The sequence below is a fragment of the Paenibacillus allorhizoplanae genome (assembly GCF_927798215.1).
Classification (GTDB): domain Bacteria; phylum Bacillota; class Bacilli; order Paenibacillales; family NBRC-103111; genus Paenibacillus_E; species Paenibacillus_E allorhizoplanae.
On record NZ_CAKMMW010000035.1, the window covers coordinates 1 to 15,994 of the forward strand.

Sequence of the window (15,994 nt, forward strand, 5' to 3'; positions counted from 1 at the left end):
GGGTACGGGGTACGGGGTACGGGTTGTTAACCCAAGCAAACACCCCAGTTGAATTCCAACTGGGGCGCTCTATTTCAATCCACTCGCTCAACTTTCACTGCGCAAATCTTAAACTCCGGCATCCGACTCGTTGGATCCAAGGCATCATTCGTCAACACGTTGATCGAATGCTCGTCGCCCCAATGGAAAGGAACGAAGACGGTGCGAGGTTGAATTCCCTCTGTGACTTTGACTTGAAAAACAAGGGAGCCACGCCGGCTTGTGATCCGGATTTTTTGTTCCACGCTTAGGCCGATTCGTTTGGCCAAGGACGGATGAATTTCGGCAACCGGAACAGGTGCCTTCTTATTGAGAGCTTCGGTTCGGCGCGTCTGGGCACCGCTTAGATAATGATTGGCAAGACGGCCCGTTGTTAGCACGAACGGAAAGTCGCTATCAATCGGCTCTGCAGGCATTTTCGGCTGTATGCCGAATAATAGGGCTTTCCCATCCGCATGATGAAAACGATCTTGGAATAATTGCGGTGTTCCCGGATGGTCAGCTGAGCCACAAGGCCAGAAGATCCCTTTCTCTTTTTGCAAACGTTCATAAGTGATGCCGCTATAATCGGCCTTGCCACCTGCGGTAGCTGCGGCTAGTTCACGAAATACGTCTTCAATACCCGCATATTGAAAGTAGGCGCCTCGTCCTAACGCGTCAGCCAGTTCGCTGATAATGTGATAGTCGAGCTTGCAATTTCCCGGTAGCTCCATGGCTTTCCTGCGATGGAACACTCGCCCCTCCAGGTTGGTCATAGTCCCCTCCGCTTCAGCAAAGGATGAACCAGGCAACAAATAATGCGCATACCGTGCCGTTTCGGTCTCGAACATATCTACGACCACGAGTAACTCTAGCTTTTGTAAGGCACGCTCTACCATCTTATTATTCGGACTAGAAACTAGTGGATTAGAACCCAGTACGATTAATGCTTTAATTTCACCTTCATCGATTTTCTGCAGCAATTCATAGGCGGAAACACCTTTACCCGGCAGCTCACTTGGTTCGATGCCCCATACTTTCGCCACATGTTCACGCGCTGCAGGATCTTCGATCAAGCGGTAGCCTGGGAGCTGGTCGGCTTTTTGCCCATGCTCACGACCACCTTGGCCGTTTGCTTGACCAGTCACAGCGCCATAGCCGCAGCCCGAACGCCCTATTTTACCCGTGAGCAGTGTCAGGTTAATGTAATTGAGTGTATTCTCAACCCCATTCACTTGTTGCTCCAAACCTCTTGCCGTTAACACGATCCCCGTCTCTGCCTTCGCAAAACCGCGTGCAATTGTACGAATCACCGCTTCAAGTACGCCAGTTAAATATTCAACGCGAGCTGGTGTGAACGATTTGACTGCTTCTTTCACTTGTTCGAAACCAGATGTACGTGATTGAACGAACTTCTGATCAATGAGGTTTTCGGCAATCATGACATGAAGTAGCCCATTGATGAAAACGGAGTCGAAACCAGGTTGAAGTCTCACATGAATATCTGCCGTCTTGGAGGTCATCGTATTGCGCGGATCAATGGTCACAATAACGGCGCCTTTTTTCTTTGCTTCTAATAGATAAGGCATCATCGTAGGCTGGCACTCCGCAATATTCGTGCCCGCTAGAATGATATATTTCGCATTAGGAATTTCCGATAAAGGCATCGTCATCCCACGATCAATACCGAAAGCTTTATTACTCGCAGCCGCAGCCGATGACATACAATAACGACCGTTATAATCGATATATTTGGACCTAAGCGCCACACGCGTAAACTTACCAAGTAAGTAACTTACTTCATTCGTCAACGATCCGCCGCCATAGACGCCAATCGCATCACGCCCATGTTCAGCCTGCAACGATGTAATCCTCTTCGCAATATCTGAATACGCATGAGCCCAGGAAACCGGCTGCCATTGGCCTACTCTTGCGGCTTCCCTATGAAGCGGCTCCAGAATTCGTTCCGAATGAACGACATGCTCCAAAGCATTCAAACCTTTTTGACATAATCGGCCTGTTGCGACTGGGAAATTCGCGCTCGGCTTAATCGTTAAACCTTCTGTCTTATCACTGGGTAGTATCTCCAATCCACACTGCATACTGCAAAAGCAACAATGGGAGGAGGGCTGTTCATCCGATAATGTGACCAGTGCTGTTCTCAACGCTCCCACCCCCGCAGATCAAGCTCTCTTTATAGGTATATAAGAGTTATATAAGGGCTAACAAGCCATTTCATCATTGATCGGAAATCCGATAAAAACGGTCCCGTCATCCACTTTAGTCAAGTACGTTTTCACGCAACCCGTATCAGGTGCTTGCACAAGACCAGAAGGCAAATGGATTTTGCGATCATGCATAGGGCAGAACACGTGGTCATCACAGACGATGCCTTCGGCAAGAACGCCCTCCTTATGCGGACAACGATTCTGAATCGCTTGAAGCTTACCACTTTTCAATTTGAATAAGGCAACCTCTTCTCCTTGATATCGAATCGTCCTCCCTGTATTAAAGGCTAAATCCTCATAGGAAACGGCTTGCACCCAAATCATTTGCTCATTTTGTGTTATCATCTTCTCTGCTCCTCCCTGTTTATCTCTCTATTTCTATTTCAGTTCAACAACTTCATATAGATCGCGTTGGATTTTCTTGCTATCAATGGCTTGCTTCCATGGATCTTGTGTCACGGATAGCGCCAAATCCATGCGTTCACACAATTGCTTACGCTCTTGGTCATTTTGGACAACATCACGAATATGATCGATTCCTAGACGGTGTACCCACTCACTCGTACGCTCGCCGTATTTACCCGTTTCGCGGTAGTATTGCAGATAAGCTTCTGTATATTCGATGATCTCTTCTTCGGTCTTCACCGTGCTCATCAAATCGCCTACGCGGACTTTTACGCCACCGTTACCACCTGCATACAGCTCCCAGCCGCCATCGACGGACACGACACCTAGATCTTTAATTCCGGATTCCGCACAATTTCGCGGACAACCTGAAACAGCAAGCTTCACTTTGGCTGGCGTATTCAAGCGTTCAAAACGTTTCTCCAACTCGATACCAACACCCATCGCATCCCCTGTACCGAAACGGCAGAAGGTTTCGCCGACACATGTTTTCACTGTCCGCAAGGCTTTACCGTAGGCATACCCTGATGGCATATCCAATGCCTCCCACATGGCGGTCAAGTCTTCTTTTTTCACACCTAGCAAATCGAGTCGTTGTCCTCCCGTAAATTTCACAGTCGGTACATTGAATTGTTCAGCAACCTCTGCAATACGCTTAAGCTCCGTCGGGTTCGTAACACCGCCATAAATCCGTGGAACAACGGAGTACGTACCGTCCTTTTGAATATTGGCATGCATACGCTCATTGACGAATCGGGATGTGCTGTCATCTTTATACGTTTCAGGGCTAATCATACCCAAGTAATAATTGAGTGCTGGACGGCATTTGGAGCAGCCCTCTTCATTTTTCCATTCAAGAACGTTCATCACTTCGCGTACATGGGATAATCCTTTTTCCCGAATAGCCGTCACAACTTCATCCCGCGTGTGTGTTGTACAGCCACAGATTGTTTCTTTCGCAGCGTTTTTATCATAAGAAGCCCCTAGGGTGAAAGCCAACAGATCACTGACTAATGGCTTACAGCCTCCACAGGAACGGGATGCCGTTGTACAATTCTTCACTTCATCTACAGTCGTTAAGCCCTGATCCTTAATGGCGGAACAAATCGTCCCTTTCGTTACACCGTTACAACCACAGATAATCGCGTCATCCTTCATCTCTGCAACTCCGGATGCCGCTCCGCCACCACCAGAGGAATCCGTTAGTATAGCTGTTTTCCCCATACCGCTAATATCTGTTTCTTCTCGAATCATTTGCATAAGTCGCGTACCGTCAGCTGTATCACCAAAGAGTACGGCACCGATAATTTTATTATCTTTAATAACGACTTTCTTGTAGACACCAGAGAATTCATCGTGAATACGAATTGCTTTGGTTCCTTCCGCCTCAACGAATTGACCGCCTGAGAATACATCAACACCGGATACTTTGAGCTTCGTGTACAAAATAGAGCCTTCATACGGGCCTGTTTCTACGCCAGCCAAATGCTTAGCCAGTACGGCACCTTGCTCATAGAGCGGTGCAACTAGACCATAAGCGATGCCTCTGTGCATCGCACATTCACCAACGGCGTACACATTCGGAACACTCGTTTGCAAATAATCATTTACAATAATGCCTGGATTACACTCAACGCCAGCTTCTTTCGCAAGGGCTACATTAGGTCGAATACCGACAGCCATGACGATTAAATCAGCTTCAGCAATCGTGCCATCCTTAAATTTCAGGCCGGTTACCCGTTTGTCTCCCACAATTTCTGCCGATTGCTTCTCTAACAGAAAGTTGATGCCTTGCTCTTCAAGAGCAGCTTGCAGCATTTTGGACGCTGTGCGATCAAGTTGACGCTCCATAATCGTATCGACGATATGAACAACATCGACTTTCATACCGAGATTGAGGAAGCCACGCGCTGCCTCTAAGCCTAGCAAACCGCCGCCGATGACAATTGCTTTCTTGTACTTTTTAGCCGACTCAATCATGATTTCACAATCACGGATCGTTCTATAGGCCATGACGCCTTCTTTGTCTGCACCTGGCATAGGAATCATGAATGGATTAGAACCTGTTGCCAAAATTAATTTATCATAAGAAACGCTCAGGCCTTTATCGCTCGTGACGGTTTGGGCCAGAGTGTCGATGCCCGTGATGGTTTGATTCGTATATAAGGTAATATGATTGTTCGTATACCATTCATAAGGGTGGATAACGATATCCTCCACTTTGGAATCGCCGGAGAGCACATAGGACAACAAGATTCTATTGTAGTTGGGATGCGGTTCACTACCGAAAATCGTAACCTCATATTTATCTGGCGCCAGTTTTAGTAAATGTTCAACGGCATTAACACCCGCCATTCCGTTTCCGACCAGGACTAGCTTCTCTTTTTTGACTGTCATTGTGATCATCCTTCCATCCATTTACTATGGCATTCAATTGTATTTGAGTTGTGAGAAAAAAGGGTCATTTAGGAGCAAAGCTCCCAAATGACTAATTTGGGATATGGAGCTTGAGCAGTTCGATTGTTCGAAAGAACTGCAAAGACGCTAGTCGTAACGTCTTTGCCCATACAGCCTGAAGAGCAGGCTGCATGAGCAAAAACTTTACTGGATGTGCCGCTGACCACGTAGAATCAGCGGCGTTCCTGCTTATGTTAAGCCTGTATCGTATCCATGCTCGAAGACGCTACTTTCACCTTGCCGCCTTCGCCAATCCATGTACGTTTCCATTGCCCTTGAACAACCGCAATAATGACGATACAACTTAGTGCAATTCCACTGAGAATCAGGAAGCCTGGTGTGAAAGAACCCGTGGATAATTTCAGGTTTCCAAGAATTTTAGGCAAGAAGTAACCACCTAATCCCCCTGCTGCTCCAACAATTCCTGTCATCACACCAATTTCCGCTTTGAAACGCTGTGGCACGAGTTGGAATACCGAACCATTCCCCATTCCGAAGGCCATCATTGCAACGAAGAGCATGACTGTTGTCAAAGAAAGTGCAGGAAGCGTCGAGATACCTGCCATCATTAAACCAACAACGCCATATAGAACCATTAACATACGAATTCCGCCAATCTTATCTGCAAGCCATCCTCCAACGGGACGGAAGAAGCTACCACCGATGACGCATAAAGTTGTAAAGTCTGCAGCACGCACAGGAGAAAGCCCATATTGTGTATTAAAGAAAATCGTAAGATAAGATGCCATTCCTACAAAACCACCGAAAGTTACACTATAGAAAATACAGAACAACCACGAATCCTTCTGTTTCAATACTTTACCGTACTCTGCAATCGTTTTTGGTGCTGGTTTATTGGGACTATCCTTTGCCAAAATACTAAATATGACAAGCGTTATTGCGATTGGAATCATGGCAATTCCGAAAACAACGTGCCAGTCTCCATAATGTTGTGCTAAACGATTTGCAAACAAGGTAGCAAAAATCGTCCCGCTATTTCCTGCACCTGCAATCCCCATTGCTAATCCTTGATACTGTGGCGGGTACCAGCTGCTAGCGAGCGGTAGTGCTGCAGCAAAGCTTGCTCCTGCAATACCTAACATTAGAGCTACAAAATACATATCTCCCATCGTGTTAGCGAACTGCCATCCCCAGAATAATGGAATTAAGGTAAGAGAAAGCCCAATCTGTCCTGTTAGTTTAGGACCAATTTTATCCGTTAGTACGCCAAGTACTAGTCGTAAGACCGCCCCCCCTAAAGTTGGTAAAGCAACCAAATTAGCTTTTTGTGCGGCATCCAACCCAAAATCTTTGGCTAGGATGACAGCTAGCGGTCCAAGAAGCACCCAGACCATGAAGCTCATGTCAAAATACAAGAATGAACTGAACAAAGACCCTTTGTGCCCTACTTGCATAAAACTTTTCCGATCTACCATGCAATCCCTCTCCTTTTGTGAGGCTTTTCGCCTTCTTTTTGTCCTATCCATTTTCTTGACTGCACGTTGACAGAAAAGGCCGACAAACATACCCCTATCAATCATGGGATGTTTATCGGCCTCATTGCCACTGCTGCCACTTCCTCGTGGACAGCATGATAGATGTAATTTTTTCATTACATTGAACATAAAAAGCCTATCCAGTTACGTAATTGTAAGGGGATAGGCGCCGTTGCCTTCGTCGGGTGGCACATCATTGTGCCGATTTCTTAACTTGATTATACGATGCACTTAATTCTATGTCAATAAACTTAACACAAAAAAAATTATGAGAGAATTTGAGTAGCATATCGACAAATTTCAGGTGCATATGCTATAGTATTGCCGTATAATAATACCAATAATGATCGAATTAAGATCAAAACCTAACATGTACTTGTCATGAGTTAAAGTTATTCAAGATGGAGGTATTCCCATGTTGCAATCATTCATTCTGGTCGACGAGTTCATGACAACTCGCTCAGCTACCTCCTCTGAGCCCTCACATGCTGTTCGAACGGAAGACATGCAAGGAAAAGAATTTTTACCTGATGAAATCATGAAGGATTTGGGGTTCCGCATTTATACTTCATCTAATATGAAAGAAATTTCCTTTATCATCCCTAAGGTCGATGCTGTATTATTATCAGTAGGTCCCGAACAAGTCACAGATTGGCGTATACGCTTGCTTGCACAGCGGAGTCTTCCCATATTCTGGTGGTGTGATACGCAAACTTTTCCTTCTAATGAATGCAAGATGGATGCGGGAATAGATGGCTTGATCGGTCCCACGATGAGCCCACTAGAAATTCATTGTGCGTTGATACTGGGTGTGAACCATTATTTCCAACGAACCGAGTGGCATCAGGAGCGCGAACAACTGCTGTCCAAGCTTGAAGAACGTAAGTGGGTTGATCAGGCGAAGCGAATTTTATGCGAAATCAAAGGCATCTCGGAAGCTGAAGCTTATGATTTCCTCCGTAAACAAGCTATGAATGAACGTAAGCGTATGGTCGACGTCGCAACCTCCATCGTCAAGGTATATCAGATACTACAGGATCAGAACAAAGGGGGCCGCAAACGATGATATCCTTATTAAAAGAAGTAGGCCGCGGTAAACGCGGAGCCAGAGACCTTACCTATGAAGAAGCGGCTCAAGCAGCCGAACTCATACTAACCGGTGCAGCCACCCAAGCTCAGATCGGCGCTTTTCTTGTAGCTGAGCGAATTAAAATGGAATCGCCCGATGAAATCAAAGCCTTTATTCATGCCTTACGACAACGTATTAGCACTTATCCCATGGCTGGAAGTATCGACTGTGCCGGTCCCTATGATGGTCGCACTCGCACATTTATCGCAACATTACCGACCGCATTCGTACTCGCAGCCTGCGGATTGCCAACAACTTTGCACGGCAGCCCTAGCATGCCTCCTAAATGGGGCATCACCTTATCCGATGTGCTTACAGCAATGGGGGTAAATGCACTTGAAGCATCACGTGAAGCATTAGTTTCTGCTGCGGCGCGAACAGGCTTCTTATTCACACCGACCGAAAGCTGGTGTGAGCCGCTTGGCGAGCTGCGCGAAATTCGTAAAGAACTCGGTTTGAGAACCGTGTTCAATACTGCGGAGAAGCTGCTGCGTTTTACAGAAGCTCCTTATATGGCTGTTGGTGTGTTTCACGGCACTGTTTTTGAGAAAATCACGAATTTGCTCATTGAATTAGGTGTTTCTCGAGGTATTGTGGTGCAGGGTATGGAGGGCTCAGAGGACTTAGGTGTCGATAAACGTACAAGAACCTACCTTATCCAAGACGGGGCAAGTGAGTTATTCATTGTAGATCCTGAAATTTATGAGCTGATGGTTGAAGTGCCAGCCCAGGAATGGACGGCTGAACTGCAAGCAGAGACCACACTTTCTGTCCTTCGTGGCGATGCTCCACTCCCCTACTTAAATATGGTACTACTCAACAGTGCTGTCCGTTTGTGGATTTCCCAGAAAGCTGGCTCCATTGAAGAAGGCATCTATATGGCCCGTCATGCGATTGAGCAAGGTGCAGCACTCCAGAAGTACACGGAATGGACCGAAGCAATTAAACCTGTATCTGCCACATAAGCATCGTTGAAACAAAAAGGACGTAATGAATGCTCACGCATCCGTTACGTCCTTTTTCCTATGTTGTCTATTTACCAATAAACTGTTGGGTGAACATTTTACCACACGGCCCGCCATCTACAATGCCGATACCAATATGCGTGTAATCTTTGCTAAGTATATTCGCTTTATGTCCTGGAGAGTTCATTAAAGCTTCATGAGCTGCTTGAACGCCTTGGTTACAAGCAATGTTCTCCCCTGCTGCATTATACGTAATTCCGAATTTCTCCATCATATCGAATGGGGAACCATACGTTGGTGAGTCATGTGAGAAATATTTGTTATCCACCATATCTTGGCTTTTTAGGCGGGCTGTTTTGGTCAACTCTAGATCAGCTGTAAGCGCAGCGAGACCAATAGCCGTTCGCTCTTTATTCACAAGATCCAGCATTTGCTGCTCTTCTACCGTTAATCCTGACGTTGAGGGAACCTGTGGTGCAGGTGTTGGACTCGGTATATCCGGCGCCGGTGTTGGCACTGGCGTTGGCGTCGCCTTCTTGGGAATCTTCAAATTACCATAAGCCCACAGGATGGATTGTAAGGTTTGATCATCAACATTTCCCGTTACTGGCAAACCATATCTACTTTGAAACGCTTTAACCCCAGCTTGTGTTTGATTGCCATAATAGCCTGTAATCGGTCCCGAGTAGTAACCAAGAGACTTCAACATCCCTTGAACTGCGTATACATCTGGGCCTTTTGCACCTTTGCCATACGCAAAAACAGTCGTTGTGGAAGCACTGAACAAGACCACACAGATGAGGACTATCCAGATCAACCTCTTTTTGCCTTGTAACATGCGTTACGTTCACTTCCCGTCGTCTTCAGTATCTTCGTCACAAGATGGACGATAAGGGTAGCATTTCCTTCGAGTTGATCTTTTATCCAAATCATGAAAATTCTATCTACCTAATCCCTTATTTACATATATCAATCAGAAGATGGAATTCTACACTTTAGGGATTTCTCCGACTGTAGTCTGAGTTGAAACCATTCCATAGCCATATTCGCATTAAGATTGGTACCGTTTTACTTGTACCTAGAGAAATAAAGAGATAGATCATGAAAGGGGAGCGAGTCGTGTGACATGGTTTACGAAATGGGCTTTTAGTAACAAAGCAGCAGTCATTTTTTTGGTGATATTAATTTTAGGCACGGGAATCGGTAGTTATTTTAAATTGCCGATGGAATTTCTCCCAAGTGCAGATTTCCCACAGATTAGTGTTACGGTCGTCGGCCAAGGCTACGATGCCAAATCCATGCTAGATAGTGCAACTACACCTATAGAGAAAGCTGTCTCCAGTGTGCCGGGTAAGAAAGAAATATTCTCCACATCATCCGACGGCTTCATGAAGATTGATATGACATTTGATTCGGATATTAAAATGAAGGATGCCCAAGCCAGCGTGCAAGAAGCGCTCTCCTCGATTGTTCTCCCTGCGGGGATGTCGAAGCCTTTCGTCATTCGATTAAATACCTCGATGATTCCACTCTCCTGGGTATCCCTTAACTTCAAAGATGGCATTACCAAGCAAAATGTTGAGCTAGCACAAGAGAAAATATTACCTGAGTTTCAGAAAATCAGAGGCCTTGCTAGCGTAGCGCTCGGTGGCACATCCGTTTCGCAAGTGATTATTCACCCCGATAAAGATAAGCTGGCCAACGCAAAATTGCCTGCTCAAGTGCTGATGGGTGTCCTTCAAGGGCAGAACGTAACTGTCAATGTCGGAGAAAGACCGATTGATGGCAAAACGAGCGCTATTAAGGTCATTGGGAACTTGGACGATCTCAATACACTTAATAATTTAACTGTGGCACCAGGCGTCAAATTAAACGATGTTGCAACTGTTGAAGTAGCCGCAAACAAAGATACACTAACCCGTATTAACGGCACGGATTCCCTTACCTTGGTAGTAACCAAGGATGCTAGCTCCAATGCGGTTGATATCTCTAAGGAAGTAGATAAAATCTCAGAAGAAATCGCAACGAAATACCCAGGTGCGACGGCAGAAGTGATTTATTCCACGGCTGAATCTGTGGTCACTTCCGTGAACAGTATGATGAGAGAAGTGTTACTTGGCGCCTTATTCGCGACAATTGTGATTCTAATCTTCCTAAGAAATGTTCGTTCCACGTTCATTACTATTGTGTCTATCCCTCTTTCACTTGGATTAACCTTGTTCTTGCTTTCCCAATCTGGTGTGACACTGAATATCTTGACCCTTGGCGGGGTCGCAGTAGCCGTAGGACGGCTCGTGGATGATAGTATCGTTGTTATCGAAAATATCTTCCGAAGAACCCAGAAGGCGGAGTTCTCCAAGGAATTAATCCTTGATGCAACGCGTGAGGTCGCTAGAGCGATTACTGCTTCTACCTTAACAACCGTTGCCGTGTTCCTGCCACTGGGACTTTTGAAAGGCTCCTTGCAAGCCTTCCTGCTCCCTTTTGCCTTAACCGTAACCTATTCCCTGCTTTCCTCATTGCTGGTTGCATTAACCGTCGTTCCTCTGATGAGCGCTTGGTTACTTCGCAATACGAAATTAAAGGAACATAAAGAGTCGCGGGGTCTGAGAAGCATCTTATCCTGGAGCTTGAATCATAAGTTCATCTCCATTCTTGTTTCGCTTATTTTGTTTGGCGGTTCGATTGCTCTATACTTCGTCATGCCAAAAGGTGCTGTTGCAGGTTCCACAGCAAGCCAGTTGAGTGTCACGCTGTCCTACGCACCTGAAACTCCGATTTCTAAAGTGCGCGAAAAAGCAATGGAATTAGAAAAATTCTTGCTCGATCAAAGTGAGCTTGAGCATCTTATTCTGCAACAAGGAAATACCGAAGAGAATGCCAAATGGGGCAGCGTCGCGCCTCCAACAATTGCAACCTTCCAAGTATTCATGAAGAAAGATGTGGATACACAGCACTTTATCGACCAGGTTGTCTCTCAAAAAACCAAATACTCGGACGCCGATTTGCAAGCGGGCGGAGGTGGCTTCGATGGTAGCAGCGGTTCCGCTATTACCGTTGATTTAACGGGAGATTCCGCCAAGACCTTAGATCAAGCTGCAGCGGATGTGATTGCGGCAATTAAAGGTATTGAAGGCGTTGAGAAAGTTACGAGTAATCAAAATGTGACCAAGCCTGGCTATTCGATTACAGTTGATCCTGCTCTGGCTAAACCTGAGGAAATTGCAGGTACGATTCGCTCTCTGATGAACCCAACACCCATTGGTTCGATGAAGCTGGAGAATAAAGAAATTCCTGTTGTGTTAGATGCTTTAATTAATCCTTCGACGGTTTCCGACCTATCGAATATTCAAATCATGACAGCAACGGGTCCAGCTGCCTTGACCTCCGTTGCGAAGATCGAAAAAACAAATGAGTCCAACACGATCCTTCATAAGGATAGTCAACAATTCTTGCGTGTGACGGCACTCGTAGACTCAACTAAACTATCCAAAATCAACACAGAGATCACGAAAAATACCAAAGATCTCAAGCTTCCAGCCCATATTGCTTTAAGCGTTGGCGGAGCATCCGCTGAGCAATCCAGTGATTTTGCCGACTTGTTCATGACCATGGGAATTTCCATTGGAATCGTGTTGCTGATCATGGTTATTACCTTTAAATCGTTCCGCGCACCGATCGCGAGCATGGTATCCCTTCCTTTCGCAGCCGTGGGTGCGATTGTCGGGATGATGATCACCAAAACATCCTTCGACGTTACGTCGATCTTCGGATTCTTGATGCTCATCGGTATCGTCGTCACGAATGCCATCGTCTTGATTGATCGTGTGAAGCAAAACGAAGAGCACATGACTATTCGTGAATCCTTGCTTGAAGCCGCGGCTACACGGATGCGTCCGATCTTGATGACAGCCGTAGCTACCATTTGTGCGATGGTGCCGCTTGTTCTTGCCAAAGCAGAAGAAGGCAGCATCGTTTCCCGAGGCTTAGCAGTAGTCGTTATAGGCGGTCTGACTTCAGCAACGCTCTTCACGTTGATCATGGTCCCAACGGTATATGAGCTTCTGCATGCTAGAAAAGCAAAACGTCAAAGAAGACATCTTGGAATGGTTCGATAGTCGCGCTAATGTCAACAAAAAAGGCGAGCAAGCTGATAGTCAGCTTACTCGCCTTACCTATTTTCAATTAATAAACGTCACGTTGGTAACGTCCTTGCTCTTGCAAGCCATTCAAATAAGCTTCAGCTTCTTCGCGGCTTAACTTGCCTTCTTTTTCAATAATGTCAATCAGGGTGTTGTGAACATCCTTCGCCATGTTTTGTTTATCGCCACACACGTAGAAGTAAGCTCCGCGCTCTAACCATGCGAATAGCTCCTGGCTATTCTCCTGCATTTTATTCTGCACATACACTTTCTGCGCCGTATCACGGGAGAAGGCTACATCGATTTTGGTCAACGCGCCCGCCTGTTGATATTGCTCCAGCTCTTCCTGATACAGATAATCTGTCGCTGAACGCTGGTCGCCAAAGAACAGCCATGCTTTGCCTGCCGCTTTGCTCACCGCACGCTCTTGGATAAAGGAACGGAATGGTGCAATTCCTGTACCAGGACCTACCATGATGATATCCTGCTCCGACGACTCCGGCAGGTTAAAATGTTTGTTCAGTTGAACAAAGACCGGAACTGTATCTCCTTCGTTCAGGCGCTCTGCACACATCACGGAACATACACCTTTGCGCTCGCGGCCGTGCGCCATGTAGCGAACAGCACCGATCGTGAGGTGAACTTCCCCCGGGTTGGCTGCAAAGCTGCTTGCAATGGAATATAAGCGTGGCGGCATTTTTCTTAATAAAGCGACAATTTCGTGTGCGGAAGCTTTCCAAGGTCCAAATTCACTTAGTAAGTCAAGCACATCGCGACCGTCTGTATAAGCCTTCAGCTGCTCTGTATCTGCCACAAGCTGCTTCAACGCTTCATTATCGGAAAATTCAGCGGCTTGCTGAACAATTTTCTTGGACAACAGCGTAAGCTCGAAATGCTTCAAAAGCGCTTCTTTCAAAGGGAGCGTTTCGTTCTGTTTATTAATGACAACCGCTGTTTCCGGATCCCACTTCATAACCTCAAGGATAGAAGCGACCAACTCCGGATCGTTGTCAGGTACTACACCTAAGCAATCGCCAGGCACATAGGACAAACCAGAGCCTTCAAGCGAAAGTTCAATATGGCGTGTTTCTTTTGTGGAGCCTTCACCGTTTAAATTCATATTTTTCAACACTTTCGCTTGAAACGGATTGGTTCTGGAAAACAAGGATGGTACTTTTTCGACATCAGTAACTTGCATTTCTCTTCACCCCAGAAGAATTTTTATTATTTAGAATAGCACATGCCGATCAACTTAGAAATGTTTTTTAATTAACCCTATTATGAATTTTTAACTTTTTCCAAAAAATTAAACAATTTGTCTTAATTAAAAACCAATTCTTGTAAATAATACGACACCACCTTAACAAATGTGAGAATTTTTCAGTACATTCTTCTTCTTCATCCCATTGACAAAGCACACAGCCATATCATAAACTAATTTTAGTACCAAGTACTAATATCTAGTCCTAAATATTTTTCAAACTAAATTCCAAAGGAGTGTTCCGCATGTCTTCCTCCAGCCCCTTGCAAGCCCGAATTTCAGCCATTGGCACCTATGTGCCTGAGCATATTTTGACTAACGATGAGCTTTCCCGCATGGTCGATACGAACGATGAATGGATCGTGCAGCGGACAGGAATTCAAGCGCGCCGAATAGCTGGAGCACATGAGTTCTCCAGCCATTTATGTATAGCAGCCGTGCAAAATTTGGTCGATCGATACCCAAATTCCCTTGACGATGTAGACCTTATCATCGTGTCCACACATACACCAGATTTACCATCAACGCCAGTTGCGTGTCAGGTTCAAGCCCACTTCGGTATCCAGGCTGCAGGAGCCTATGATCTCAATGCGACGTGTGCTGGATTCGCTTATGCACTTCACACCGCAAGTGCGCTTGTGGCTGCCGGCGTACATCACAAAATACTCGTGATCGGTGGCGACGCCTTATCCAAGATCACAGATTACACAGACCGATCCACCTGCATCCTATTCGGCGATGGCGCTGGCGCCGTAGTCGTTGAGCGCGAAGAAGCTAAGCCGGCATTCCTCGCTTATCATATGGGATCTGATGGTACAGGCGCTAAGCATGTGTACAGGACGGGACTGGCAACAGAGCTGAATGGCGATCCGCTGCTAGGGGAAGGGAAGCTTGTCCAGAACGGGCGCGAAGTGTACCGATTCGCTGTTTCTACCGTACCGCAGGGCATCGAGGTGCTGCTGCAAAAAAGCGGCTTGCCGCTCGCGGCAATCGATTGGTTCATCCCTCATAGCGCAAACCTGCGCATGATAGACTCCATCTGTGAAAAGAGTGGGATCTCGATCGACAAAGCGTTGTACAGCCTTGAATACTTCGGAAACACTTCCGCCGCTTCGATCCCTCTTGCGCTGGATTTGGGGATAAGAGAAGGAAAAGTTAAGGCTGGCGACAACTTGTTACTCTATGGATTTGGCGGGGGTTTGACGCACGCAGGTTTAATCGTACGTTGGGGTTAAGTAAATTTGCATTCTCTTGTGTTCGTACTTATGAGACTACACATTTTTATTCAACCATGGCTTAGCCGGCTTGCCATTGACACGCTTGCGAGTAGACTGCTTCGTTAATTTCAACATCAACGCATGCTGATAATCACTTATCGACTTCAGATTATCCGCGACATGACCAGCGAGCTGTTCAGAATTCTCTACGTGGTCAGCTACAGATTCAATGATTCTGCATAACGCTCGCTGGCTTCTGGCCAGCGAGATCAACATATGCAACTCCACGCGTTCCCGATTCCATTCCTTCACAGCTTCCCATCCTCGCCAAACGGAAGTAGGCTGCCGAATTCCATAGCGTCGTCGGATCCTAAGCCTAAAGCGGAACCTGAAGGATGTTTCCCAATCAACGCCTTCATCTGGCGATTTAGCGCATTCTCCATCTTCGTTAAACCATCTATCAGTTCAATGACACTCTCATGTATTTGGCCAGTTACTTTCATTTTATGGTCATGGCCCTCCAGATTTGTCGTGTTGATATGCTGACAAATCCAGTTTTGCGACTTCGACGCTTCAACGACTCTTGCTTCCAGCATCAGACTTATTTCATATTGCAGCTTGGCTGTCGCATCTAACATTTGCATATAAAGATCTGTTCTATCCAAGGTCATTCCCT

At 46.1% G+C, this 15,994-nt stretch carries 12 protein-coding genes; 4 read left to right on the plus strand and 8 right to left on the minus strand.

Going from position 1 to position 15,994, the window contains the following annotated elements:
• Positions 1-74 precede the first annotated feature (74 nt).
• The 4 genes from L6I86_RS32760 to L6I86_RS32775 all read right to left on the minus strand — a co-directional run bounded on the left by L6I86_RS32760 (position 75) and on the right by L6I86_RS32775 (position 6,544).
• Complete coding sequence (locus tag L6I86_RS32760; protein WP_236292893.1) at positions 75-2,183, minus strand: molybdopterin oxidoreductase family protein; 2,109 nt, start codon at positions 2,181-2,183, stop codon at positions 75-77.
• A gap of 57 nt (positions 2,184-2,240) precedes the next feature.
• The gene (nirD, locus tag L6I86_RS32765) at positions 2,241-2,591 is read right to left on the minus strand and encodes a nitrite reductase small subunit NirD (protein WP_236292894.1); all 351 of its coding nucleotides are present in this window, start codon (positions 2,589-2,591) and stop codon (positions 2,241-2,243) included.
• Positions 2,592-2,624: 33 nt separating this feature from the next.
• Positions 2,625-5,048 (minus strand): nitrite reductase large subunit NirB, encoded by a 2,424-nt coding sequence (nirB, locus tag L6I86_RS32770; RefSeq protein WP_236292895.1) that lies wholly within the window; start codon positions 5,046-5,048, stop codon positions 2,625-2,627.
• A 254-nt stretch (positions 5,049-5,302) separates the two neighbouring features.
• Complete coding sequence (locus L6I86_RS32775) at positions 5,303-6,544, minus strand: nitrate/nitrite transporter (RefSeq protein WP_236292896.1); 1,242 nt, start codon at positions 6,542-6,544, stop codon at positions 5,303-5,305.
• 475 nt (positions 6,545-7,019) lie between these two features.
• Here L6I86_RS32775 and L6I86_RS32780 point away from each other — a divergent pair, with 475 nt between their 5' ends.
• Positions 7,020-7,670 (plus strand): ANTAR domain-containing response regulator, encoded by a 651-nt coding sequence (locus L6I86_RS32780; protein WP_236292897.1) that lies wholly within the window; start codon positions 7,020-7,022, stop codon positions 7,668-7,670.
• A complete protein-coding gene (locus L6I86_RS32785) occupies positions 7,667-8,698 on the plus strand; it encodes an anthranilate phosphoribosyltransferase (protein WP_236292898.1) in 1,032 nt (343 codons plus the stop codon). Before L6I86_RS32780 ends, L6I86_RS32785 begins: the two co-directional genes overlap by 4 nt.
• A 67-nt stretch (positions 8,699-8,765) precedes the next feature.
• On the opposite strand, the gene L6I86_RS32790 is transcribed toward L6I86_RS32785, so the two are convergent.
• Positions 8,766-9,536 carry a peptidoglycan-binding protein gene (locus tag L6I86_RS32790; protein ID WP_236292899.1) on the minus strand — a complete coding sequence of 257 codons (771 nt, stop codon included), beginning with the start codon at positions 9,534-9,536 and terminating at the stop codon, positions 8,766-8,768.
• A 283-nt stretch (positions 9,537-9,819) separates the two neighbouring features.
• Here L6I86_RS32790 and L6I86_RS32795 point away from each other — a divergent pair, with 283 nt between their 5' ends.
• Positions 9,820-12,816, plus strand: a complete 2,997-nt coding sequence (locus L6I86_RS32795) for an efflux RND transporter permease subunit (RefSeq protein ID WP_236292900.1) — start codon at positions 9,820-9,822, stop codon at positions 12,814-12,816.
• A 67-nt stretch (positions 12,817-12,883) separates the two neighbouring features.
• Here the strand turns inward: L6I86_RS32795 and L6I86_RS32800 are convergent, their stop codons facing one another.
• Entirely contained in the window at positions 12,884-14,038 is a 1,155-nt protein-coding gene (locus tag L6I86_RS32800; protein WP_236292901.1) for a sulfite reductase subunit alpha, read from the minus strand.
• Positions 14,039-14,346: 308 nt separating this feature from the next.
• Between L6I86_RS32800 and L6I86_RS32805 the strand changes: the two genes are divergently transcribed.
• Positions 14,347-15,336 carry a ketoacyl-ACP synthase III gene (locus L6I86_RS32805; RefSeq protein ID WP_236292902.1) on the plus strand — a complete coding sequence of 330 codons (990 nt, stop codon included), beginning with the start codon at positions 14,347-14,349 and terminating at the stop codon, positions 15,334-15,336.
• 36 nt (positions 15,337-15,372) lie between these two features.
• Here L6I86_RS32805 and L6I86_RS32810 read toward each other — a convergent pair whose 3' ends face one another.
• Both L6I86_RS32810 and L6I86_RS32815 read right to left on the minus strand, forming a co-directional pair.
• Entirely contained in the window at positions 15,373-15,630 is a 258-nt protein-coding gene (locus L6I86_RS32810; protein ID WP_236292903.1) for a hypothetical protein, read from the minus strand.
• On the minus strand, positions 15,627-15,989 hold the full coding sequence (locus L6I86_RS32815) for an alpha-helical endospore appendage domain-containing protein (protein WP_236292904.1): 363 nt from the start codon (positions 15,987-15,989) through the stop codon (positions 15,627-15,629). The genes L6I86_RS32810 and L6I86_RS32815 overlap by 4 nt, the downstream gene beginning before the upstream one ends.
• Between the last annotated feature and the right edge of the window lie 5 nt (positions 15,990-15,994).

Excerpts from the sequence above, each read along its gene's own strand:
- L6I86_RS32800 (WP_236292901.1), bottom strand. The coding sequence starts at position 14,038 with ATGCAAGTTACTGATGTCGAAAAAGTACCATCCTTGTTTTCCAGAACC.
- L6I86_RS32805 (WP_236292902.1), top strand. The coding sequence starts at position 14,347 with ATGTCTTCCTCCAGCCCCTTGCAAGCCCGAATTTCAGCCATTGGCACC.
- L6I86_RS32815 (WP_236292904.1), bottom strand. The coding sequence starts at position 15,989 with ATGACCTTGGATAGAACAGATCTTTATATGCAAATGTTAGATGCGACA.
- nirD (WP_236292894.1), bottom strand. The coding sequence starts at position 2,591 with ATGATAACACAAAATGAGCAAATGATTTGGGTGCAAGCCGTTTCCTAT.
- L6I86_RS32790 (WP_236292899.1), bottom strand. The coding sequence starts at position 9,536 with ATGTTACAAGGCAAAAAGAGGTTGATCTGGATAGTCCTCATCTGTGTG.
- L6I86_RS32780 (WP_236292897.1), top strand. The coding sequence starts at position 7,020 with ATGTTGCAATCATTCATTCTGGTCGACGAGTTCATGACAACTCGCTCA.
- L6I86_RS32785 (WP_236292898.1), top strand. The coding sequence starts at position 7,667 with ATGATATCCTTATTAAAAGAAGTAGGCCGCGGTAAACGCGGAGCCAGA.
- nirB (WP_236292895.1), bottom strand. The coding sequence starts at position 5,048 with ATGACAGTCAAAAAAGAGAAGCTAGTCCTGGTCGGAAACGGAATGGCG.
- L6I86_RS32775 (WP_236292896.1), bottom strand. The coding sequence starts at position 6,544 with ATGGTAGATCGGAAAAGTTTTATGCAAGTAGGGCACAAAGGGTCTTTG.